Source organism: Zunongwangia mangrovi, from assembly GCF_900112105.1.
In the GTDB taxonomy this organism is placed as follows: domain Bacteria; phylum Bacteroidota; class Bacteroidia; order Flavobacteriales; family Flavobacteriaceae; genus Zunongwangia; species Zunongwangia mangrovi.
This window is the reverse complement of the sequence record NZ_FOKV01000007.1, coordinates 35,292-57,397: the sequence shown is the minus strand read 5'-3', so window position 1 is coordinate 57,397 and position 22,106 is coordinate 35,292. Positions and strand designations below refer to the sequence as shown.

Annotated in this window: 21 protein-coding genes; 13 read left to right on the top strand and 8 right to left on the bottom strand. The window is 35.3% G+C overall.

Annotation, left to right across the window (positions count from 1 at the left end):
* The first annotated feature begins 4 nt into the window (after nt 1–4).
* From BM201_RS14135 to BM201_RS14095, 9 genes are all read left to right on the top strand, one after another.
* Nucleotides 5–664, top strand: coding sequence for an ABC transporter ATP-binding protein (locus tag BM201_RS14135; protein WP_092543745.1), 660 nt, complete (start codon nt 5–7; stop codon nt 662–664).
* Between the two features lie 47 nt (nt 665–711).
* The gene (locus tag BM201_RS14130; RefSeq protein WP_092543743.1) at nt 712–1,476 is read left to right on the top strand and encodes a TIGR02757 family protein; all 765 of its coding nucleotides are present in this window, start codon (nt 712–714) and stop codon (nt 1,474–1,476) included.
* A 96-nt stretch (nt 1,477–1,572) separates the two neighbouring features.
* Nucleotides 1,573–2,784 carry a sensor histidine kinase gene (locus tag BM201_RS14125; protein WP_092543741.1) on the top strand — a complete coding sequence of 404 codons (1,212 nt, stop codon included), beginning with the start codon at nt 1,573–1,575 and terminating at the stop codon, nt 2,782–2,784.
* Nucleotides 2,785–2,931: 147 nt separating this feature from the next.
* Complete coding sequence (locus BM201_RS14120; protein WP_092543739.1) at nt 2,932–4,857, top strand: BatA domain-containing protein; 1,926 nt, start codon at nt 2,932–2,934, stop codon at nt 4,855–4,857.
* A complete protein-coding gene (locus tag BM201_RS14115) occupies nt 4,854–6,107 on the top strand; it encodes a dihydroorotase (protein ID WP_092543737.1) in 1,254 nt (417 codons plus the stop codon). The genes BM201_RS14120 and BM201_RS14115 overlap by 4 nt, the downstream gene beginning before the upstream one ends.
* 10 nt (nt 6,108–6,117) lie before the next feature.
* Nucleotides 6,118–6,453 carry a hypothetical protein gene (locus BM201_RS14110; protein WP_245758648.1) on the top strand — a complete coding sequence of 112 codons (336 nt, stop codon included), beginning with the start codon at nt 6,118–6,120 and terminating at the stop codon, nt 6,451–6,453.
* The gene (locus BM201_RS14105; protein ID WP_092543733.1) at nt 6,453–7,112 is read left to right on the top strand and encodes an alpha/beta hydrolase; all 660 of its coding nucleotides are present in this window, start codon (nt 6,453–6,455) and stop codon (nt 7,110–7,112) included. The genes BM201_RS14110 and BM201_RS14105 overlap by 1 nt, the downstream gene beginning before the upstream one ends.
* A 205-nt stretch (nt 7,113–7,317) precedes the next feature.
* A complete protein-coding gene (gene pta, locus BM201_RS14100; RefSeq protein WP_092543731.1) occupies nt 7,318–9,411 on the top strand; it encodes a phosphate acetyltransferase in 2,094 nt (697 codons plus the stop codon).
* A gap of 1 nt (nt 9,412) precedes the next feature.
* Entirely contained in the window at nt 9,413–10,606 is a 1,194-nt protein-coding gene (locus tag BM201_RS14095) for an acetate/propionate family kinase (RefSeq protein WP_092543729.1), read from the top strand.
* A gap of 74 nt (nt 10,607–10,680) precedes the next feature.
* On the opposite strand, the gene BM201_RS14090 is transcribed toward BM201_RS14095, so the two are convergent.
* The 5 genes from BM201_RS14090 to BM201_RS14070 are packed head-to-tail and all read right to left on the bottom strand — an operon-like array spanning nt 10,681 to nt 13,910.
* On the bottom strand, nt 10,681–11,097 hold the full coding sequence (locus tag BM201_RS14090) for a DUF6624 domain-containing protein (protein WP_092543727.1): 417 nt from the start codon (nt 11,095–11,097) through the stop codon (nt 10,681–10,683).
* On the bottom strand, nt 11,094–11,321 hold the full coding sequence (locus BM201_RS14085) for a hypothetical protein (RefSeq protein ID WP_092543725.1): 228 nt from the start codon (nt 11,319–11,321) through the stop codon (nt 11,094–11,096). The genes BM201_RS14090 and BM201_RS14085 overlap by 4 nt, the downstream gene beginning before the upstream one ends.
* Nucleotides 11,322–11,381: 60 nt before the next feature.
* The gene (locus BM201_RS14080) at nt 11,382–12,608 is read right to left on the bottom strand and encodes a hypothetical protein (RefSeq protein ID WP_092543723.1); all 1,227 of its coding nucleotides are present in this window, start codon (nt 12,606–12,608) and stop codon (nt 11,382–11,384) included.
* A gap of 41 nt (nt 12,609–12,649) precedes the next feature.
* Nucleotides 12,650–13,150, bottom strand: a complete 501-nt coding sequence (locus BM201_RS14075; RefSeq protein WP_245758647.1) for a hypothetical protein — start codon at nt 13,148–13,150, stop codon at nt 12,650–12,652.
* Nucleotides 13,140–13,910, bottom strand: coding sequence for an MBL fold metallo-hydrolase (locus BM201_RS14070; RefSeq protein WP_092543721.1), 771 nt, complete (start codon nt 13,908–13,910; stop codon nt 13,140–13,142). Before BM201_RS14070 ends, BM201_RS14075 begins: the two co-directional genes overlap by 11 nt.
* Before the next feature lie 102 nt (nt 13,911–14,012).
* On the opposite strand from BM201_RS14070, the gene BM201_RS14065 reads away from it, so the two are divergent.
* From BM201_RS14065 to BM201_RS14055, 3 genes are all read left to right on the top strand, one after another.
* Nucleotides 14,013–15,470 carry a nicotinate-nucleotide adenylyltransferase gene (locus BM201_RS14065; RefSeq protein WP_092543719.1) on the top strand — a complete coding sequence of 486 codons (1,458 nt, stop codon included), beginning with the start codon at nt 14,013–14,015 and terminating at the stop codon, nt 15,468–15,470.
* 274 nt (nt 15,471–15,744) lie between these two features.
* Complete coding sequence (locus tag BM201_RS14060) at nt 15,745–18,069, top strand: TonB-dependent receptor (RefSeq protein WP_092543717.1); 2,325 nt, start codon at nt 15,745–15,747, stop codon at nt 18,067–18,069.
* Between the two features lie 54 nt (nt 18,070–18,123).
* Nucleotides 18,124–18,840 (top strand): DUF4198 domain-containing protein, encoded by a 717-nt coding sequence (locus tag BM201_RS14055; protein ID WP_092543715.1) that lies wholly within the window; start codon nt 18,124–18,126, stop codon nt 18,838–18,840.
* 228 nt (nt 18,841–19,068) lie between these two features.
* Here the strand turns inward: BM201_RS14055 and murA are convergent, their stop codons facing one another.
* From murA to BM201_RS14040, 3 genes are all read right to left on the bottom strand, one after another.
* Nucleotides 19,069–20,382, bottom strand: coding sequence for a UDP-N-acetylglucosamine 1-carboxyvinyltransferase (gene murA, locus BM201_RS14050; RefSeq protein WP_092543713.1), 1,314 nt, complete (start codon nt 20,380–20,382; stop codon nt 19,069–19,071).
* 15 nt (nt 20,383–20,397) lie between these two features.
* Complete coding sequence (locus BM201_RS14045; RefSeq protein WP_092543711.1) at nt 20,398–21,036, bottom strand: DUF4290 domain-containing protein; 639 nt, start codon at nt 21,034–21,036, stop codon at nt 20,398–20,400.
* A gap of 147 nt (nt 21,037–21,183) precedes the next feature.
* The gene (locus BM201_RS14040) at nt 21,184–21,477 is read right to left on the bottom strand and encodes a DUF493 family protein (protein WP_092543708.1); all 294 of its coding nucleotides are present in this window, start codon (nt 21,475–21,477) and stop codon (nt 21,184–21,186) included.
* An 88-nt stretch (nt 21,478–21,565) separates the two neighbouring features.
* Between BM201_RS14040 and BM201_RS14035 the strand changes: the two genes are divergently transcribed.
* Nucleotides 21,566–22,105 carry an AAA family ATPase gene (locus BM201_RS14035; RefSeq protein WP_092543706.1) on the top strand — a complete coding sequence of 180 codons (540 nt, stop codon included), beginning with the start codon at nt 21,566–21,568 and terminating at the stop codon, nt 22,103–22,105.
* Nucleotide 22,106 lies beyond the last annotated feature (1 nt).

Genomic DNA, 22,106 nt, shown 5'->3' with positions numbered 1-22,106 from the left:
GCTTATGATAACTATTGAAAATATTCATAAATATTATGGCGATTTACATGTTTTAAAAGGTGTAGATCTTCATATTGAAAAAGGCGAAATTGTCTCGGTTGTAGGGGCTTCAGGTGCCGGGAAAACCACTTTACTTCAAATTTTGGGAACTTTAGATTTGCCTGAAAAAAATAAAGCTTCAAAATTAATTATTAATGAAACCGATATTTATGGCTTAAACCGAAAAAACCTGGCTAAGTTTAGGAATGATCATATTGGTTTTATCTTTCAATTTCATCAATTATTACCAGAATTTACTGCGATAGAGAATATTTGTATCCCGGCTTTTATAAAAAACACACCAAAAGCTGAAGCTGAAAAGCGAGCAATGGAACTTTTGGGGTTTTTGGGTTTACAAAATAGAGCGCATCATAAACCTTCCGCCTTAAGTGGTGGTGAGCAGCAAAGAATTGCAGTTGCCAGGGCACTTATGAATAATCCTGCCGTAATCTTTGCCGATGAACCTTCTGGAAATTTAGATAGTGAATCTGCAGAGAATTTGCACCAATTGTTTTTTAAACTAAGGGATGAATTTGGGCAAACTTTCGTAATTGTAACGCACAATGAAGAGTTAGCCGATATGGCCGATAGAAAACTTACCATGGTAGATGGTGAAATTGTGTAATTTTCGCATCAATTTTCGACTGAACATTGCATTAAAAAGATAAGTTTTTGAAGAAAAGCGAGTTAAAAGAATTTCTGGATTTTAAGGTAGATCAATATAACAATCCGCAATTTATTGGTACAGACCCTATTCAGATTCCGCATCAATTCAGTAAAAAAGAAGATATCGAAATTGCAGGATTTTTAGCGGCAACCATTGCCTGGGGAAATCGAAAAAGCATCCTGAAAAACGCCAATGATCTTATGCAGCGTATGGAAAATGCTCCGCATGATTTTATTCTGAATTTCAGTAAAAAAGACATAGAAGGTATGGAAGGTTTTGTACACAGAACCTTTAATAGCATCGATCTTTGCTATTTTATGCTGGCGCTTCAAAATATTTATAAAAATCATAATGGTTTAGAAGCGATCTTCAATACCCATGCTTCGGCAAATTCGCTTCAACCAGCGATTCACGAATTCAAAAAGATCTTTTTTGAACTTCCGCATGAAAAACGCACGCAAAAACACGTAAGCGATCCACTAAAAAATTCCGCAGCAAAACGTATAAACATGTATTTGCGATGGATGGTAAGAAAGGATAATTGCGGTGTCGATTTTGGGATCTGGGAATCGCTATCTCCTTCACAACTTAGCTGTCCGCTCGACGTACATTCGGGTAACATCGCCAGAAAATTAAAGCTGCTTAAAAGAAAACAAAATGACGCAAAAGCTTTGGCCGAATTAGATACAGCTTTGCGAAAGCTAGACCATCAGGATCCTGTAAAGTATGACTTTGCTTTATTTGGTTTAGGAGCTTTTGAAAAATATTGATCCTAAAGTGACAATATCAATTCCAAAATAATTGTTAATTTTGCCTTAACAATTGATATTGTTTCAGTTTTTCACATTAAAAATTGATAAATCCCAATGATTCAGCCAGCTAAGCCAATAAATGAAAAAGAGCGGTTAAATGCACTTAACTCAATCGAGCTTCTTAAAGGAATCTCTGAAGAGGAATTTGACAATATCACCAAACTGGCTTCTTACATTTGTAAAACACCTATTTCGTTGATCACGCTTGTGGAAGACGAAACAAACTGGTTTAAATCGAATCACGGTGGCCCACCAATTGCAGATACTGAACGAAAATTTTCTCATTGTGGTCATGCGATCTTAGAACCGCAAGATCTTATGGAGGTCGAGGATATGCGTAAAGATCTTAGATTTAGAGACAATCCCTTTACTACAAATCCAGATCTGCCCATACTTTACTACGCCGGGATGCCTTTAATTGATAACGAAGGCTTTGCCCTGGGAACCTTATGCGTTTTAGACACCAAAATAAATAAGCTTAGTGAAGAGCAAAAAGCAGCTCTAAAAACTTTGGCAAAACAGGTTGAAAAACTTTTCGAATTACGCCGAAAAAACCTGTATTTAGAGCAAATAAAACAGCAGCTAGACGACCACAACTCGTTACTAAAAGATTTTGCCGGTGTTGTTTCTCACGACATGAAAATGCCTTTGGCTAATATGATCATTACAGCAGATCTTCTTAAAGCCAGGTATAAAGAAACTGTAGATGAGAAAGGCCAGGAATTACTGGCTAATCTTAAAAAATCGGCTTTAAAACTAAGCGATTATATCAACGGAATTTTAAATCACTACGAAAGCGATCGTATCGTCGCATCAGAAGAAGAAGAATTCGATTTGCATCATTTGCTGGAAGATATTATCGATTTGCTGAATATTAATGACAATTGCGAAATCAACTTTCCGCCAGAAAATATGTTCCTAAAATGTAATAGATCGGCTTTGGAACAAATTTTCATTAATTTGATAAACAACAGTATTAAATACAACAACAAGGATAAAATTGTAATTGATATTGAAAGTTCGATGGACGACAACTATTATCATTTCACGGTAACTGATAACGGAATTGGTATTCCTGAAGATCAATTATCTAATATCTTTAAACTTTTTAAAACGCTTTATATTACCGATAGACAGGGTAATCAAGGAAACGGCATCGGGCTCTCCACGGTTAAAAAACTGGTGGAATCTCTTAACGGAAAGATTAGCGTATCTTCTGTACTGGGTGAAAACACAAGTTTTAAATTCGACATCAAACGCGCTTAATTTTAGTTAAATTCACTAGAAATTTTACTGAAAAGAGATGCATAAACTCTCGATTATCGCATAAATTAACTGCGCCACATTTAATCTCGATTATCAAGTTTTCCTGCAACACAATTTCTTTATATTTGAAGAATATTAAAAACCGGTATGCAGTTTAAACATCCAGAACTTCTATATGCGCTAATTTTACTGGTTATTCCCTTTATCGTTCATTTATTTAAGCTTCGTAGATTCCAAAAAGAGGCTTTTACCAACGTTAAATTCCTTAAAAAAGTAGTTCAGGAAAATCGCAGAAGCAATCAGCTTAAAAAATGGCTAATTCTTGCAGCGCGTACTTTAGCCTTGGCCTTTTTAATTCTTGCCTTTGCTCAGCCATTTATTCCCTCGGGGAAAACGGCCAAGCAAAGTACTTCTACCCTGCTCTATCTGGATAATTCGTTTAGCATGCAGCTGCGTGGCGAACACGGGCCAATGCTGCAGCATAATATTCAGCAACTTTTAGAAAATAATCAGGAAAACCAGGCTTTTGGATTGTTTACCAATTCTAATGACTTCGGAATAATTTCTCCTGCAGAAAATCAATCTGAACTTCAGGACATCGATTACAGCTCAAATTCGATGAATTTCGACTTAATTAATTTAAAAGCGCGACAGTTTTTTAATGAGCATCCGGCAGATGTGCAAAAGCTGGTTTTAATTTCAGATTTTCAGCAAAACTTTGGCGATCTAAATAAGCTTGAAAACGTAGAATATCACTTTGTAAAAAATGAAGCCCAAAATATCGCGAATATCAGTATAGATTCGGCCTTTGTAATCGATAAAAACCTAAATCAGATTACATTAAAAACCAAATTTAGCACTACTGAAAAATTAGATCGCGATATTCCTATAAGTCTGAAAAACGGCGAGCAGATTTTAGCAAAAAAGAGCATCAATTTTAAAGAAAATAAGCAACAGGAAATCGAATTTCGATTGCAGGCCGAAGAAATTGAAAACGGAATAATCTCCATTGAAGACAACGGACTTTATTACGATAATGAACTATTTTTCAGTTATGCTGAAACGCCAAAAATCAATGTTTTAAGCGTTTCTGGAAGTGATGCCGACTTTCTCAGCCGAATTTTTACTGAAGACCAATTCATCTACACCAATTTTGTCGAAAATAAGGTTGATTTTAGTGCTTTTAGCGCAGCAGATTTGATCATTCTAAACGAAGTAGATCAAATAAATACCGCTTTACAAAACCAGGTGCTGGAAAAAGCGAAACAAGGAACTTTGGTTTGCATTATCCCGGCTTCTACTCTTCAGCTTCAAAATTATAATCCTTTTTTATCGAATCTTGGCTTACCAACGATTCAGAGTAAACAAAACAGGGAATTATTAATTACTGAAATTGCTTTTGAACATCCACTTTTTGAGGATACTTTTGAAAAAGAGATTAGTAACTTTCAATATCCTGAAGTACAAAGTTTTTTTAATTTTAACCGGGATGCTTCAGCGGCCTTACGATTTCAAAATAGGAACGCCTTTTTAATGAATTCTGGCAATAGCTATTTATTTTCAGCAGGCATAAATCAGGATAACTCCAACTTTCAAAATTCGCCATTAATTGTTCCTGTTTTTTATAATTTAGGAATTTCAGCCTTAAAAACACCAAGCTTATATTTTGAAGTTGGCAAAGAAAACACCTTCGATGTAAACATTGCAGGAAGTGGTGATCAGGTAGTCGAAATTCAGCAAAATTCAGAAGAAAGTTTTATTCCGCTTCAACAAAATACTGCAGATAAGATTACGGTAACTACCACAGATCTGCCCGAAAATGCAGGAAATTACAGGATAACATATCAGCAAAACAGAATTTTGCCAATTAGTTATAATTATCCAAGAAGCGAAAGTGATCTTAATTATCTGGATATTAACGAATTTGAAAATATCGAAAAACAAACCGATCTAAATATGTATTTCGAAAGTGCAAAAGCTGCCCAACAAATCGATGTGCTTTGGAAATGGTTTATTATTTTTGCATTGATCTTTTTAAGCATAGAAATGCTCCTCTTAAAATTCTTTAAATGAAGCTACTTATAAAATCTGCCACAATCGTAGACCAGCAAAGCGATTATCATTTAAAACAAGCCGATATTCTTATGGAAGATGGCATTATTAAAAAAATTGGAACTGCTATTGAAGCTAAGGCCGATAAAGTAATTGACATCGACGGATTGCATGTTTCGCAAGGATGGTTTGATACCAGTGTGAGTTTTGGGGAACCGGGTTACGAAGAACGTGAAACCATAGAAAACGGACTAAAAACGGCTGCACTTAGCGGTTTTACAGACGTTGTTTTAAATGCGCAAAGTAATCCTACGATCGATAATAGTGCGGCATTATACTCGGTAAAAGCAAAAGCCCATGCAAATGCTGTAAATCTATTGCCAACCGGTGCATTAACGGTAAAAGCCGAAGGTATAGATCTAGCCGAACTTTACGATATGAGCAATGCCGGTGCAGTGAGTTTTGCAGATTATAAGAAACCGGTAAGCAATCCCAATCTTCTAAAAATTGCCCTGCAATACGCACAAAATTTTGACGGATTGGTGCAATCTTTTCCGTTAGAAAAGAAAATTTCCGGTAAAGGAATTGTAAACGAGCATCATAACAGCACACTTTTAGGTTTAAAAGGAATCCCTAATCTTGCTGAAGATTTACAAATTGCACGTGATCTTTATCTTTTAGAATATACCGGCGGGAAACTTCATATCCCAACCGTTTCTACAGAAAAATCTGTTGCGCTAATTAAAGAAGCTAAGAAAAAAGGCCTGGATGTCTCCTGTAGCGTTGCCATTCACAATCTGGTATTAACCGATGATTTACTTAGCGAATTTGATACTCGAGCAAAAGTATTACCTCCGCTAAGGACAAAAAGTGATACAAAAGCTTTAATTGAAGGATTAAAAGAAGGAACGATCGACTTTGTAACCAGCGATCACGATCCAATTGATATCGAAAATAAAAAAGTAGAATTTGATAATGCCAGCTACGGAAGTATTGGTTTAGAAAGCGCTTTTGGAGCTTTACAAACTATTTTTTCTACGGAAGAAACTATCGAGATCTTAACCCGTGGAAGAGCTCGTTTTAAAGCTGAAAGTTCTAAAATTGCTGAAGAAGAATCGGCTAAACTGAGTTTCTTTTTACCTGAAGAGAAATATACTTTCGAGAAATCTGATATTCTTTCTACCTCACAAAACAGTATATTTTTAGGTCAGTCTTTAAAAGGAAAAGCGATTGGGATCTTCAATAATAATCAATTAATTATTAAAGAGTAATTCTGAAATAATGGATCAAACCCAAGATACTTCCAGTAAAGGAAAAACTCCTGCTATCGTAGCATATTTAACGATCATAGGTTTTATCATAGCTATATTTATGAATATGGATGATAAAAATAAACTGGCTAGTTTTCATATTCGACAGGCCTTTGGAGCTCATATTATTTTTTATTTATTAGGTGCAGTAGCTTCTACATTTAGTAATTTATTTGTTCCAACTGCATTCTATTTAGTTTCAGTAATAATCTGGTTATATGGTCTTATTGGAGCAATTCAGGGAGAATTTAAAATGATCCCCTATATCGGAGTTTATTTTCAAAAATGGTTTAAATCGATCACTTAATGCAAACTGCAAATCTTTCTTTAGAACATCTTATTAAACAACCAAAAGGACAAACTGAAAAAGCTCCCGTTGTATTTATGTTTCATGGCTACGGAAGCAATGAACAGGACCTTTTTAGTTTTGCCGGAGAATTACCTGAAGAGTTTTTTGTGATCTCGGTAAAAGCGCCTTACCCAATGCAACCTAGTGGAAACGCATGGTACGCAATTTATTTTGATGATGTAAACGGGAAATTTAGTGATGATGATCAAGCAATCGAATCCAGAGATCTAATCGCGAAATTTATAGATGAAGCAATCGAAGCTTATCCCATAAACAAAAATAAAGTTACGCTCCTAGGTTTTAGTCAGGGAAGTATTTTAAGTTATGCTGTTGCCCTTTCTTATCCAGAGAAAGTGAAAAATGTTATTGCACTAAGCGGCTACGTGAATAAAGCAATCATAAAAAATGGCTTCGAAAATAACGATTTTGAGCATTTAAATTTTTACTGTTCTCACGGAACGGTAGACCAGGTAATCCCAATAGAATGGGCTAGAGAAACCAAACCTTTCCTGGATCAATTAACCATCAAAAACACCTATTCTGAATTTCCCGTAGGTCACGGTGTCGCTCCACAAAACTTCTTTGAGCTCAAGGAATGGTTGGAGAAGAATGGGTAGTTAATTTTTGAACTTTTCCCTCTCTATTAAAGTTATTTTAACTTTATAATATGACATTTATTAGGTTTCATGCTTCAAATTACTGGTAAATTTGTATCACTTCTAATAAAATAGGAGTGTTTTGAAACTAATTTAATTGTTAAATATCCCCACTAAACAGGGAATTAGCATCAAAATCTCACTAATGTGAGAAAAAATAATCACTATGAATAAAGGTATCTACATTGCTACCATGGAGGAAGACAGCGGAAAGTCTTTAATCTCCCTGGGGTTAATGCAAACACTTTTGGGAAAAACCGATAAAGTAGGATATTTTAGACCCATCATCGACGATTTCCCCGAAGGTCAAAAAGACAACCACATTGAAACCATTCTTTCCCATTTTGATATCGAAATCCCTTATGAAAAGGCATACGGAGTTACCCGTAAAGAGTTAGTCGATAAAAGAAACGAAGGCAAAGCTGGTGAAATTATCGACGTTATTATTCAGAAATACAAGGATCTGGAAGAACAGTTTAATTTTGTTTTGGTTGAAGGAACCGATTTTTCTGTGAAGGGAAATGTATTTGAGTTCGACACCAACGTAACGGTTGCAAAAAACCTGGGATTACCAACAATCATTATTTCCAGCGGAAAAGGTAAAAGTCAGCAAGAACTGGTTGATGCGCTAAACTTCGCGTATAGTTCTTTCAATAATCGTGACGTAAAAGTTATTGGCGTTGTTGCCAATAAAATTCAGGAAGAAAATATAGAAAAGGTCAAGGTAGATCTGGACAAATTTTTCCCTAAAGAGGTCGAAGTTTCTATCGTACCTATGATCAATACTCTTTTACATCCAACTATAAAGGAAATCGTAGAAGAGTTAGATGGTAGAGTTCTTTTTGGCGAAACACACCTAAATAACCAAACCGGAAGTTTTGGCGTTGGAGCCATGCAGCTTAGAAATTATATTACCAAACTTAAGGAAAATAGTCTCGTGATCACGCCTGGTGATCGTGCCGATATTATTCTTGGTGCTTTGCAGGCTCATATTTCGGCTAATTATCCACCAATTTCTGGAATCATTCTAACGGGTGGTTTAATTCCTGAAGACAGTATTTTAAAGCTTATCGAAGGACTTTCTCAAATTGTACCCATCGTTTCAGTAAAAGGAGGAACCTTTAATGTAACCAACCAGATTGGAAGCATAAAATCTCAAATTTATAAAGACAGTAAGCAAAAGATCATGACATCCCTGGCGGTGTCTGATAAATACCTGAATCTTGATAGCCTTACCGAAAAACTATTCAATTTTCAGCCAAAAGCGCTTACGCCAAAAATGTTTCAGTATAGCCTTTATAAGCGTGCGCAGCAATCTAGAAAACGCATTGTACTTCCCGAGGGAACAGACGAGCGAATTCTTATTGCAACTATGCGTCTAATTGCTTTGGACATTGTAGATATCACGCTTCTTGGAAATATCGATAAGATTAAAAATAAGATTGCAGATCTTGGTTTAAATATCGATCTAAGTAAAGTTAGCGTGATCGATCCCGTACATTCCGATAAATATGAAGACTATTCTGAAACCTTCTACGAGCTTAGAAAACATAAGAATGTAAATATGGATATGGCTCGCGATATGATGGCAGATGTGTCTTATTTTGGAACCATGATGATCCATAAAGGTGATGCCGATGGGATGGTTTCAGGAGCTGCACATACCACTCAGCATACCATTAGACCGGCCCTTCAGTTTATCAAAACAAAACCAGGTGTATCTGTAGTTTCTTCAGTATTCTTTATGTGTTTAGAAGATCGCGTTTCAGTATTTGGTGATTGTGCAATTAATCCAAATCCTAATGCTGCAGAGCTTGCTGAAATCGCTATTTCTTCCGCAGAAAGTAGTAAAGCCTTTGGTATCGAACCAAAAATTGCGATGCTGTCTTACTCTTCGGGAACTTCTGGAAAAGGTGAAGATGTAGATCGCGTTCGTGAAGCTACAGAAATTGTAAGAAGTAAACGCCCAGATCTTAAGATTGAAGGTCCTATTCAGTACGACGCTGCAGTAGATGCTACGGTAGGAAAAAGTAAACTACCAGATTCTGAAGTTGCAGGACAGGCCAGTGTACTTATTTTCCCAGATCTTAACACCGGGAATAACACTTACAAGGCTGTACAACGTGAAACCGGAGCTTTGGCTATTGGCCCAATGTTACAGGGGCTTAACAAACCTGTAAACGATCTTAGTAGAGGCTGCACCGTAGACGACGTATTTAACACCGTAATAATAACTGCGATCCAGGCACAAGGAATTTAATATGAATATTTTAGTAATCAACTCAGGGAGTTCTTCCATAAAATACCAACTTATAAAAATGCCAGAAGAAACTGTGGCAGCAAGCGGACTCGTAGAACGTATTGGTCTAGAGGGTTCTTTGCTTCACTACAAAGCTGGCGAAACTAAACTCACTAAAGAAATAAACATCCCTAATCACGAAACTGGTTTAAAACAAATTACCCAATTTTTAATGGATAAAGAAGTGGGTGTTGTTGAAGATGAAAAACATATCCAGGTTGTGGGACATCGTGTGGTGCACGGCGGAAAAAGTTTTTCTAAAACCGTTGAAGTTACCGAAGATGTAAAAGCAAAAATTAGAAATCTTTTTCCTTTAGCTCCCTTGCACAATCCTCACAATTTAAGAGGAATCGAGGTTGCTGAAAGTGTTTTTCCTGAAGCAAAACAAGTGGTAGTTTTCGATACGGCTTATTTTCAAACCATGCCTCAAAAAGCTTATCAATATGCAATTCCGAAGAAATTTTTAGAGGATCATGATGTTAGAGCCTATGGATTTCATGGAACCAGCCATAAATATGTTTCTGAAAAAGCAATTGAATATTTAAACGAAAAAGGACTTCCTTCAGAAAAGATCATAAGCGTTCACCTTGGTAACGGTTGTAGTATTACCGCTATCAAAAACGGAAAAGCCATCGATCACTCTTTAGGAATGGGACCTGCAAACGGATTGATAATGGGAACTCGTGCAGGTGATATCGACCAATCGGTTATCTTTTATCTAATCGATAAACTTGGTTATACTGCTGAAGAGGTTAATAATATTTTACTTAAGGAAAGTGGAATGTTAGGCCTTACCGGCTATAGTGATATGCGAGATATCGAAGAACGATCTGCTGAAGGTGACGAAGATTGCAGACTTGCACTGTACATCAACGGTTATAAGATCAAAAAATATATTGGCTCTTATATCGCGGCCATGAATGGTGTAGATGCTGTTATTTTTACCGCCGGAATTGGCGAAAACAGTAGCGTGATTAGAAAAATAGCTTTAGAGGATATGGAATATTTAGGGCTTCACCTGGATCATCGCAAAAATGATGTTCGTGGAAAAACGATTCGTCCAATAAATTCCCCTGATGCAGAGAAACAAATTTTAATTGTGCCTACCAACGAAGAATTAGAGATTGCCAAGCAGTCTTATGCTTTGGTGAACTAATATATTTATCTGTTAAGTTGAATAAGCTCAGATTCGTTAAAATCTGAGCTTATTTTTTAGATAAATTTTTATTATTATTTCTTCGGAAGTAATTCTTGCAACTTTGGAAGATCCTTATAATATTTCTCCAGGCTCCAATTCATCTGAAAAGCCTGTTGAAGGTAAGTTTTCATATCTGGAAGACCGACTTCTGCTCGTAAACTATCCACTTTTTCAGGATTTTCAATAGGCTGAACATAGTTTTTACCGGTTTTTGCATAATACCACACTTGGCTACCATAAATTTGCTTCCCTCCTTCCCTTAAAGCTATTCGATCTTTAAGCAAAGCCAGATTAGAAGCTAAGGTTTTACCATTTTTAACCGCAGATTCGATAATAGGTAGATACTTTTTTTGCGTATCTACATCGGCATGCTGAATTACTAAAAATATGGTTTGATTTTGCTGCAAATTCAGGTTTTCTGGCCATCCATTTTGTAAGATTTCAATCACTTTTTTTGATTGATCGAATCCTGAGTTTTCATTTCACCGATAAGGTCCTTAAATTCTAAAGTATTCGACTTTCCCTGTTGCTGAAGTTGGATGAGTTCCATTCTAATGCCCTGATCGGTTTTCCAAATAGAATCCAATTCTGCTGAAATTTGTTGATTTTGGGCAAAAACAGATTGAAAAATAAATAATAAAGAAACTAAAATAACTGATGATAATCTTTTCATGATTGATGTCTTTCTTTGAAGACGAATCAGATAAAGATTTGTTACTTTATTTTTTTAGTTTTAAAACAAAGTATATCCTAAAATGAGTGATAAATTTTTATAATCTGCATCAAACGATAATCGACTTCTCATTAAATCACGATTAGTAAAATATTTAATCTCTGCCTGAAGTTTATTATATCTATATCCAACTCCAAGAGAAAAATTAATTTGCGAATCTAATTCATCAGAATTTACAACTTCATTTGCATAATTCCTATAAGTAAACTCTCCCGAAGCCATATCAATAATTGTTGCTCCTGTTAAAAATATGCTGGAATTATCATTCAAGTAAAAGTAATGACGAATGCCAATCGGTAACTCAAAAGATTGATATTCTAAATCAATCAGTAATGGTCCATTTTCAGATCCGTAAGTAGATCTGGTAGTATTAGGCTCATATTTCTGATAAAAAGTGGGTTCTAACACTAAACTCCATTTATTCTGAAAAAAAGGAAGTATGAATTCTGCTTCTAAACCTAGACCAAAACCTACTTTTTCATCTAGCTCTACATCGTAAGCATTATAATCATTGTTGCTTACAGAAACCGAGTTGTAATTAACTCTCGGTCTTATATTTAATTGGAAGGATTTTCTGGTTTCACCAGATGATTCTGAAATTTCTTCTGGATTTTTATTGCAGTTATTATACGCTGTGATAATTTTTACAAGTGGACTTTGACGATACTGTAATTTTGTAATTGAAGTTGGATCTATACAATTACCCGAAAAACGGTCCAATAATTGTTGCTGATATCGCTTATTTTCTCCTACAGAATTATTCGAGTTTCGAAATTTTTTATAGATAAGAAGCTCGAAATCTCTATCTGAACCTTCTTTAATATAATAATTACGAATACCTTCATTTAAATATTGAAACAAGCTAACTCTTCCTTCTACTAAGGAGTAAAGAAAGATCTTTTTTTCAACCAAATTTGGTCTACGATCAGCAACGAGATTGTTAACTTGTATAGAAGAAATATTTACAGGCACAATCGCTCTTATGTATTTTGCCCTATTTCTAATAACTACTTCAGAAACATCATCAATACTCAAAATCTGTTCACTAGATGATTTTGAAGGTTTAAATTTAAAATTTTCGGGATTATTGCTCTTATTTGTAAATTCTATATAACCACTTATTCTCTCTCCTTCATTTGTAATATAATAAGCTTCCTCAAAACTTACTTGACCTAAGCACACGACATTAAATAATAAAATAGAAATAATTAGAACTATTTTTCTCATAATTATAATATATCAGGAATAATTATGGAAATATAATAAAATTATTCGGTTGCGTATAAAAAAGAATTTAAAGCTTCAAATTCTACACTCCCATCTTCGTTGATGTAATACTTCAATAAAATTTCTCCCCAGTGTTCGCCATCGGTGAAGTTTGCGATAAGCCATTTGTGATTTAGCAGCTTTACTTTATTGATGCGCATTGGGCCACTCATCCCTTCAAAAGGCACCATTTTATTGTCCTCACTGCTTTTATTCATGTCGATCAAAACATCCTGAACTTTACGTTCAATTTCAGCTGCTTCAAAACCATTATTTTCAAAATAAGTGATCGCAGGTTCGTTTCTTTTTAAGCTAAAGTCATAAAAATCTTCAGATCCCATCGTCTTTGCATTTTCTTTTTCAGCTTCTAACTCATCTAATTGTTTTTGTAAACTCACGATCCTCTGAGTTTGATCGTCTAGAATTTTTTTGTCATTTACATAAATAAAAATGGCAAACAATGCAGCGAAAATGAATAAATATAGTAGGATCTTATTTTTCATCGATAGTAATTTTCAAATTATCATAAGCTAAATGCACATTTTCAGGTAAAGATTGTTCTACCTCTTCATGAAATCCCAGCAAATGACTAATATGCGTTAAATAAGTTTTTTTTGGTTGAATTTTCTCAATAAACGCTAGTGCTTCAGCAAGATTAAAGTGTGAATGATGTGGTTCTATTCGCAGCGCACTTACCACTACAACTTCAAGATTCATTAATTTTTCGGCTTCTTTTTCAGAAATAGATTTTATATCCGTTAAATAGGCAAAATCACCCATTCGGTAACCGTAAACCTGCAACCTATTGTGCATATAACTTACCGGAGTAATGATTTTCCCTTCAATTTCAAAGTCATTATCGGTAACAATATGCTCTTTGACTCCGGGCGCCCCGGGATATTTATTTTCAGTAACAAAAATATAATCAAAGCGTTTTTTCAAAGAATTTAAAACACGTTGGTGCGCATAAATTGGGATGTCACCCTGTCTGAAAAAAAAGGGTCTAATATCATCTAAACCTGCTACATGGTCGTTATGCTCGTGGGTAAAAAGTATCGCGTCCAACCTAGAAAAATTGTTTGCAAGCATTTGCATTCTAAAGTCGGGCCCACAATCGATTAAAATATTTAGCCCATCCCACTCTACCATAACCGATACCCTAAGACGTTTATCTTTGGGGTTTTCACTTAAGCAAACCGGGTGATTACTACCTATAATGGGGATTCCTTGCGATGTTCCTGTGCCTAAAAATGTAACTTTCAAGAATGTTATATTTGTTACAAAGTTAGGTATTATTTTTTGTTTACTTTACTGTTTTAGTACCTTTGGCTGCGTAAAAAAGGAAATTCATCTAAAAGGAAAAATATGCCAATCACCATAATGGGCGACAAGGAATTTGAGAATGTTCCTTCGATAAAGAGTAAAGCACTCCGCATCAATCTAAATGAAAATATTTATGGTACCTTTTCTGAAATTGGCGCAGGACAGGAAACTGTAAGAAATTTTTTTAGAGCAGGCGGTGCTTCAGGTACGATTGCAAAGGCAATGAGTGCTTACGATAAAGACTTTAGTGATGCTATCTACGGTGTTGAAGATGACAGAAGATACGTTACAGAAGCCCGACTAAAGAAAATGCTTTCTCATGAAATTAAATTGATTGAAGAAAGGATTTCCAGAGAAAAGCACCCCAATAAACTTTTCTTTAGCTACGCCAACACAGTTGCTACTATAGATTTTGCAAAAAAATATAAAGGTCACGGCTGGGTAGGAATTCGTTACCAGGTAAGTCCAGATGAAGATTATAACGAGATTAGTCTTCATATTCGTTTTAAAGAAAACGATGCCCGTCACCAACAGAATACCTTGGGAATTTTAGGAGTTAATCTTATTTATGGTGCTTACTATAAATATGATAATCCTAAAAAATTACTTCGATATTTATACGATCATATTGACAAAGATCAAATTGAGATCGACACCATAAACTTTTCTGGGCCAAGATTTGAACGCGTTGATAACCGATTAATGAGCCTACAGCTAGTTAAAAACGGAATGACCGATGCGGTAATGTTTAGCCCAGATGGAAACAACGTTCTGCCTGCAAAAATTCTTTACAAAAAGAACATTCTGGCACTTCGTGGTAGTTTTAGACCTGTTACGAAAGTAAATATGGATATGTTCGAGAAGTCTCGAGAATTATTTTTTAGTGAAAATCGAGTTTCTGAAGAAGATACTGAAGTTATTTTCGAGATCACACTTTCCAACTTAAGAGCTGAAGGCGAGATCAATGAAAAAGACTTTATGGATCGTGCAAAACTGCTTTGTTCTTTAGGTCAAACGGTAATGATTTCTAACTTCCAGGAATATTATAAAGTGGTAGAATATTTCAGTAAATATTCTAAAATGAGAATGGGTCTTGCCATGGGGGTAAACAACCTGGTAGATGTATTTGATGAAAAATACTATCGACATTTAAGTGGTGGTATTCTTGAGGCCTTTGGTAAGTTGTTCTTTAAAGATCTTAAAGTTTACTTATATCCCCTTAAAGATTCTGAAACCGGTGAAATTACAACAAGTGAAAACTTAATGGTACACCCACGTATGAAAGAATTGTATAAATTCTTTAAATACAATGGTCGTGTAGAAGATATTGAGAATTACAACCCTGAAATTCTGGATATTTATTCTAGAGAAGTATTACAAATGATCACCGATGGTAAAGAAGGTTGGGAAGATATGCTACCAGAAAAAACCACAAGTATGATCAAAGAACAAAACTTATTTCATTACAAAGAAAATAAAGAAAAGGCTCAAAAAGTCTAATATCTTTAAGGAAAAATTTGAAAGAAAGCGATCAGGTAACCTGATCGCTTTTTTTGTTTCAGACTTAATCCCAAAAACTTCAATTGCTTAAAAATTTTATTCCAATTTTATCGCATATCAAAACACTATAACTCAATAATTTACTTCCGTAGAATTTTTATTTGCACAAACACTATCTAGAATCATTAAAAATAATGATCCATTCTTTTGTGATTCTTCATTCTACTTTTATACATTTGTTTTATTATTTATAATAAATCTAAATAAAAATAAAATGAAGAGAACGCTACTTTTACTTCTTCTTATACTAAGTAGATTCTACGTCAGTTATGCGCAAAATAATAACGTAGAACTAAATGGATATGTTTTTGATGAACAAGAAAATCCCATTAGCAATGCCAATGTATATTTAAAAAATTCAACCTACGGCACCTACACCAATCAGGATGGTTCTTTTAAACTCGAAAACATCAAAAAAGGAGAATACACGATTGTAATTTCTGAAATCGGATTTATCAAAAAAGAATTGAAGATCAATATTCAATCCAATGAAAACATTGAGATTAAGCTTCAAAAAGAGATCAATTCACTGTCTGACGTTTTGATTTCAGGAGAAAAAGAAACTTCATACACCACTCGTAAAGTTTCCCCTTCTCTTAAATTAGATGAAGAAATTATTAATATTCCACAAAATATCCAGATCATTACCAACGATGTTTTAAAAGATCAGGCCACTATTTCTATCATGGAAAATGTTACACGAAATGTAAGTGGAGCACAAATGATAGAACACTGGGGTAATTTTGCCAGAATCAATATGCGTGGATTTAGAATTCCGCCTTTTAGAAACGGAATGAATGTTCTTTCTACCTGGGGTCCAATGGCCGAGGATCTTGCTTTGGTAGATCGAATTGAAGTGGTTAAAGGACCATCTGCATTTATGCTTTCTAGCGGTGAACCTGGCGGACTTTATAATGTGGTTACCAAAAAACCAACCGGAAATACCGGCGGTGAAATTGGTATTCTTACCGGCAGTTTCAGTACGCTGCGTGCTACCGCAGATATCGAAGGAAATTTATCTGAAGATAATAAACTCCAATATCGATTTGTAGGTGCGGCTTCCACCAAAGAATCTCATAGAGATTACGAGCCAGAAAACCGTTATACCATTGCACCAAGTATTAAATACAATTTCAACGATAAAACATCGGTAACTGCTCAGTATACTTATCAATACTACAAGACCAAACTTATAGGATCTGCCTACGTTTTTGCTCCAAACGAGTATGCCGATGTAGATCGTGATTTCACATTATCAGATCCAAGACTTGGCCCAGCGGTTATGAAAGAGCATTATGGATTTATCAATTTTAAACATCAGTTAAATCAGAATTGGAATTTAACCGCGCAGCTTAGTTATATTAATTATGAACACGAAGGTTCTAGTCTTTGGTTAGACAGCGCATTTGGAGTTAAAGAAAATGGTGATCTATTACGAAGTATCAGTATCTGGGACGCTAAGGAAGAGCAAAAACTAGGACAAGTATTTATTAATGGTAAAGAATTAACTGGCGATGTTTCCCACACGATCCTAGGTGGTTTAGACTACGGAAATAAAAATTATATCGCAGATTGGGCACAAGCCGTAAATATAGATACAGAAGATAATCCATTTAATATCTACGATCCTCAACCTGCTGCTATTTTACCAGAATTCGATAGAAGCACATCGCTGCAACAACGTGCCAGCGGAATTATCACATCTAATTATCTTTCCTATTACATTCAGAATCAATTAGGATTTTTAGATGATGATCTTCGCCTTACCCTGGCAGGAAGATATACCGAATTTGAAAGCAGTGCTTACGGTGTACCTTCAGATGATAAAGTATTTACTCCACGTGTTGCGGTTTCCTATTCAATCTTAGATAATTTAATTGTCTACGGAATGTACGACCAGACTTTCTTACCAGAACAGGGAACTAATAGAATCGGTGAGCCATTTGATCCTGTAACTGCTGAAGATATTGAAGGTGGATTAAAATTTGAATTTTTCGATGGTAATTGGAATGCTACCGCTACTTATTTTGATATCCATAAAGATAAATTTTTGGTTACAGATCCAGAGGATGCTAACTATTCTATACAGGTAGATACCGATATTACTTCGCGTGGTTTCGAATTTGATACCCGTGGCGAAATTACCAAAGGCTTAAACCTTATTTTAAATTACGCCTATACCAATGTAGAAGATGCTGACGGAAACCCAATTGCCGGCTTTTCTAAACACGTTACTAATGGATGGTTAGATTATACATTTCAAACAGAAAATTTAAAAGGAGTTGGAGTATCACTGGGCTACCAGTATTTAGTAGATCGTTCTTCGTGGGTATGGGGAGCAGATGGTCAAACCGATTTACCTGATTATTTTAGAATGGACGGTGCACTAAGCTGGGAAAACGACAACTTCCGCGTATCTCTTAACCTAAATAATCTTTTAAACGAATATTTATACTCTGGTGCAGATTATGGTACCTACGTTTACTGGCAAAGTGAACCGGGGAGAAATTTCAGGTTAAGCCTGAATTACAAATTTTAAGACTAATTATTAAATTCAAAACACTAAAAACAAACACTTTAAATATCTATTTTAATGAAAAAATTAAGCCTAATTTTACTATTCTTACTTTGCTATACCTCCTCTTTTGCCCATTATTTATGGATCGAGACCAACCCTACAGGTAAACTGAATAAAGAGCAGGAAGTAAAAATTCATTATGGCGAATATACGTACGGAGTTATTGAAAAAACCGATGGCGATCCTTTTAAAAGCGTTTCAGAATTTGAAGTTTGGGTAATTAATCCAGACGGAACTTCTACTCAGCTGAAATTGGATAAAAAGGCAGATCATTATTTAGGCTATTTCACTCCTACAAAGGAAGGTATATTTACCGTTCAGCTTAAAAATGATAATATCGATGTGATCGATTATACTGAATATGACTTCGGAATTTTTAAAACTTATTATCAATCTTTCGCTAAAGTAAATGTGGGAAATGCTACAAAAGCTTCAGAAATAACTGAAGAAGGATTGAGCATCAAAGAACTCCCGACTAAAAATGAGGAAAAAACGCTTCAGGTTTATTATCATGGCAAACCAGTTAGTGAACAGGAAGTAAAAATCTACGTTTCAGATCTTTGGTCGAAAACTCTAAGTACCGATGCTGAGGGAAAAATTTCTTTTAAACTTCCGTGGAATACAAAATATACGGTAGAAACCACCAAAAACGAAAATGTACCCGGTACTTATAAAGGTGAAGACTATGAATTTATTTGGCATTGCGCCACGTATTGTTTTCCAAAGAAATAAATAAAAAATTGACGGAAATCCTTTAAAACCTGATTTGATTTAGCCAACCTAGCTAAGAATGGCTGCCCTTAGTAAGAAAAAAGATGTGAAAAACATCGAATTTGGGTTCAATATCGTTTGCTCACAAAGAATCCCATAACCTATCCTTCTTCTTATAACGGGCAGCCTATTTTAAACAAAAAACCTCGAGAAGATATGTTCCCGAGGTTTTTTTGTGGATATTATTAATTAATCTACACGCTCTATTTTAGCTCCAATACTTTTTAAACGCGCTTCGATATCTTCGTAACCTCTATCAATTTGCTCGATATTATGAATTGTAGACGTTCCTTTTGCAGAAAGCGCTGCGATTAACAACGAAATACCGGCTCTAATATCTGGAGACGTCATTGTAGTCGCTTTTAATGTCGAATGGAAATCGTGCCCAATAACGGTTGCTCTGTGTGGATCACAAAGGATGATCTTTGCTCCCATATCGATTAGTTTATCTACAAAGAATAAACGACTTTCAAACATCTTTTGATGTATTAGCACACTACCTCGTGCTTGCGTTGCTACCACCAAAATAATACTTAATAAATCTGGTGTAAAACCTGGCCAGGGAGCATCGCTAATATTCATGATCGAGCCATCTATAAAACTCTGCACTTCGTAACCATCATTATGCGCCGGGATAAAAATATCATCTCCTCTGCGCTCTATAGTGATTCCCAGTTTCTTGAATGTGGTAGGAATTAATCCCAGCATTTCCCAATTCACATTTGTGATGGTAATTTCACTTTTGGTCATGGCGGCAAGACCAATCCACGATCCAATTTCAATCATATCTGGTAAAATGGTATGCTCACAACCACCTAATTCTTTAACACCTTCGATAACAAGCAAGTTAGAACCTACTCCGCTTATCTTAGCTCCCATCGAATTAAGCATTTTACAAAGTTGCTGTAAATATGGCTCACAAGCGGCATTGTAAATTGTTGTAGTACCTTCAGCCATTACAGCAGCCATAACGATATTGGCGGTACCGGTAACAGATGCTTCTTCTAAAAGCATATATTTACCTTTAAGTCCGTTTGGTGCTTCTACACCATAAAAACGTTCTTCTTTATTGTATCTAAAACTGGCTCCAAGATTTATAAAACCTTCAAAATGCGTATCTAAACGACGGCGTCCTATTTTATCACCACCTGGTTTTGGAATATAACCTTTACCAAATCTTGCCAAAAGTGGCCCAACGATCATGATAGATCCACGCAAACCACTACCATCTTTTTTAAACTGTTCGCTTTGCAGGTAATCTAAGTTCAGCTCGTCGCTCTGAAAAGAATAACTTCCTTTCCCTAATTTCTGAATTTTAACACCAAGATTCTCTAATAAGCTTATCAGTTTATTTACATCGATAATATCTGGGATATTATTGATAATTACTTCTTCTGAAGTTAATAAAACGGCACAAAGAATCTGCAGGGCTTCGTTTTTTGCTCCCTGAGGCTGTATTTTCCCCTGAAGCTGATGCCCTCCTTCAATCTGAAAAGTTCCCATGAAATTGGTTAAATTTTAGTAGCGTTTACGGCTTTTACGGCCGCTTGTTCTTTTAGGATTATTGTTTTTGATGTATTTCTTTTTACCACGCATAAGATTAGAAGAATCGCTTAGATCTTCATCAGAGTTTTTAAGATTTAAAGCGCCGTCGCTTAATTCTTTTAAATGCTCAAAGATCACATTATCATCTACCGTATCGCGATTCCAGTTAAGGAAAGATTTCTTCATATGGTTAGCGATCGCTAAAACCAAAGCATCCTTAAACTCACCCTCATCATACTTCTTAGCCTCGTCGATCATTCGCTTAATATTATTTCCGTAGAAACGATATTTTGGATGATTTTGAGGATAATTTAAAGGATCTGGACGCTCTTCTAATATTTCCCTACTTGGTTTAGGAAATGGAGATTCTACATCTAGTTTAAAATCACTAATTATAAATAATTGATCCCAAAGTTTATGCTGAAAATCTGGCACATCACGCAAATGCGGATTCATATTCCCCATTACCGCGATTATAGAATTAGCTACACGGTTTCGCTCTTCATCATCCTCAATACTTACAGCATGCTCTACCATTTTTTGTATATGCCTACCATATTCAGGAATTATCAACGTACTCCTCTCAGAGTTATATTCTAATGCGTTTGTCAAAAAAAATTGATTTAAATTAGGTAATATTAAATTGCAGAAGTTTATTCTGCCTGCAAAATAAGAAATATTAACTAATGTGTATAAAAGATCGCTGGTTTTTAATACAGAATTAAAAATTTAATTCCAAAAAACACCAATATCGGCTTATTATAGTGAAATAACGCCTTCTACCTTCTCTCCTACTTCTTTATATTTTTCTATTACGGAATCAGGGTTTTTCATCCTAACATTTACAGATACACTGGTATAGGTTCCTTTTTTAGATTTCTTGGTAGTGATCACAGCGCCCATATTATCAAAAATATCTTCTACGCTTTTAATCTTCTCTTCTTTTGAAGGAACAATAAATTTATATAGATATTCTGAAGGCCACATTGCCGTATCCTGAAGCTGTGTTTTCAGTTTTGCGTAAAATTCGTCTGGATTATTAGATGCACTCATATTGTTTTTCTTCATCAAATTTAAAGGATACAAAGATACAAGCTTTATACCATTTTTATAATCAAAATCAAATGTCGAAATTTGTGGCGTGAAAGCAAAGAAAATTGTAATTACCGGTGGCCCCGGAACAGGAAAATCTTCGATTATTTTCGAACTAGAAAAACGTGGCTATACCTGCCTGCACGAAATTTCAAGACAAGTAACGCTAGATGCTCAAAAAGAAGGTATAGACCAGCTTTTTTTAGAACAACCATTGTTGTTTAGCGAAAAACTTTTAGAAGGCAGAGATGCCCAATTTATCGAAGCTGAAAAATCTAAAGAAAATATTATCTTTATAGATCGGGGCGTGCACGATGTGGTAGCCTATATGGATTATTTTGACACCAAATATGGCGAGCCGTTTATATCTACCTGTAAAGATCGAAAATACGATCAGGTTTTTATGCTGCCCCCATGGGAAGAGATTTACCAGAGTGACAACGAACGTTACGAAAGTTTTGCTGAAGCTGAAAAAATCTCGAAATACCTCTCTAACACTTATATCGATTACGGTTACAAACCTTTAATTGTGCCAACGGGTACAGTTGAAGAAAGAGCTGATTTTATTTTACAAAATATTGAGGTATAAT

Coding starts and splice junctions, on each gene's coding strand:
- BM201_RS14135 (WP_092543745.1), top strand. CDS start 5: ATGATAACTATTGAAAATATTCATAAATATTATGGCGATTTACATGTT.
- BM201_RS14125 (WP_092543741.1), top strand. CDS start 1,573: ATGATTCAGCCAGCTAAGCCAATAAATGAAAAAGAGCGGTTAAATGCA.
- BM201_RS14120 (WP_092543739.1), top strand. CDS start 2,932: ATGCAGTTTAAACATCCAGAACTTCTATATGCGCTAATTTTACTGGTT.
- BM201_RS14115 (WP_092543737.1), top strand. CDS start 4,854: ATGAAGCTACTTATAAAATCTGCCACAATCGTAGACCAGCAAAGCGAT.
- BM201_RS14110 (WP_245758648.1), top strand. CDS start 6,118: ATGGATCAAACCCAAGATACTTCCAGTAAAGGAAAAACTCCTGCTATC.
- BM201_RS14105 (WP_092543733.1), top strand. CDS start 6,453: ATGCAAACTGCAAATCTTTCTTTAGAACATCTTATTAAACAACCAAAA.
- pta (WP_092543731.1), top strand. CDS start 7,318: ATGAATAAAGGTATCTACATTGCTACCATGGAGGAAGACAGCGGAAAG.
- BM201_RS14095 (WP_092543729.1), top strand. CDS start 9,413: ATGAATATTTTAGTAATCAACTCAGGGAGTTCTTCCATAAAATACCAA.
- BM201_RS14085 (WP_092543725.1), bottom strand. CDS start 11,321: ATGAAAAGATTATCATCAGTTATTTTAGTTTCTTTATTATTTATTTTT.
- BM201_RS14080 (WP_092543723.1), bottom strand. CDS start 12,608: ATGAGAAAAATAGTTCTAATTATTTCTATTTTATTATTTAATGTCGTG.
- BM201_RS14075 (WP_245758647.1), bottom strand. CDS start 13,150: ATGAAAAATAAGATCCTACTATATTTATTCATTTTCGCTGCATTGTTT.
- BM201_RS14065 (WP_092543719.1), top strand. CDS start 14,013: ATGCCAATCACCATAATGGGCGACAAGGAATTTGAGAATGTTCCTTCG.
- BM201_RS14060 (WP_092543717.1), top strand. CDS start 15,745: ATGAAGAGAACGCTACTTTTACTTCTTCTTATACTAAGTAGATTCTAC.
- BM201_RS14055 (WP_092543715.1), top strand. CDS start 18,124: ATGAAAAAATTAAGCCTAATTTTACTATTCTTACTTTGCTATACCTCC.
- murA (WP_092543713.1), bottom strand. CDS start 20,382: ATGGGAACTTTTCAGATTGAAGGAGGGCATCAGCTTCAGGGGAAAATA.
- BM201_RS14040 (WP_092543708.1), bottom strand. CDS start 21,477: ATGAGTGCATCTAATAATCCAGACGAATTTTACGCAAAACTGAAAACA.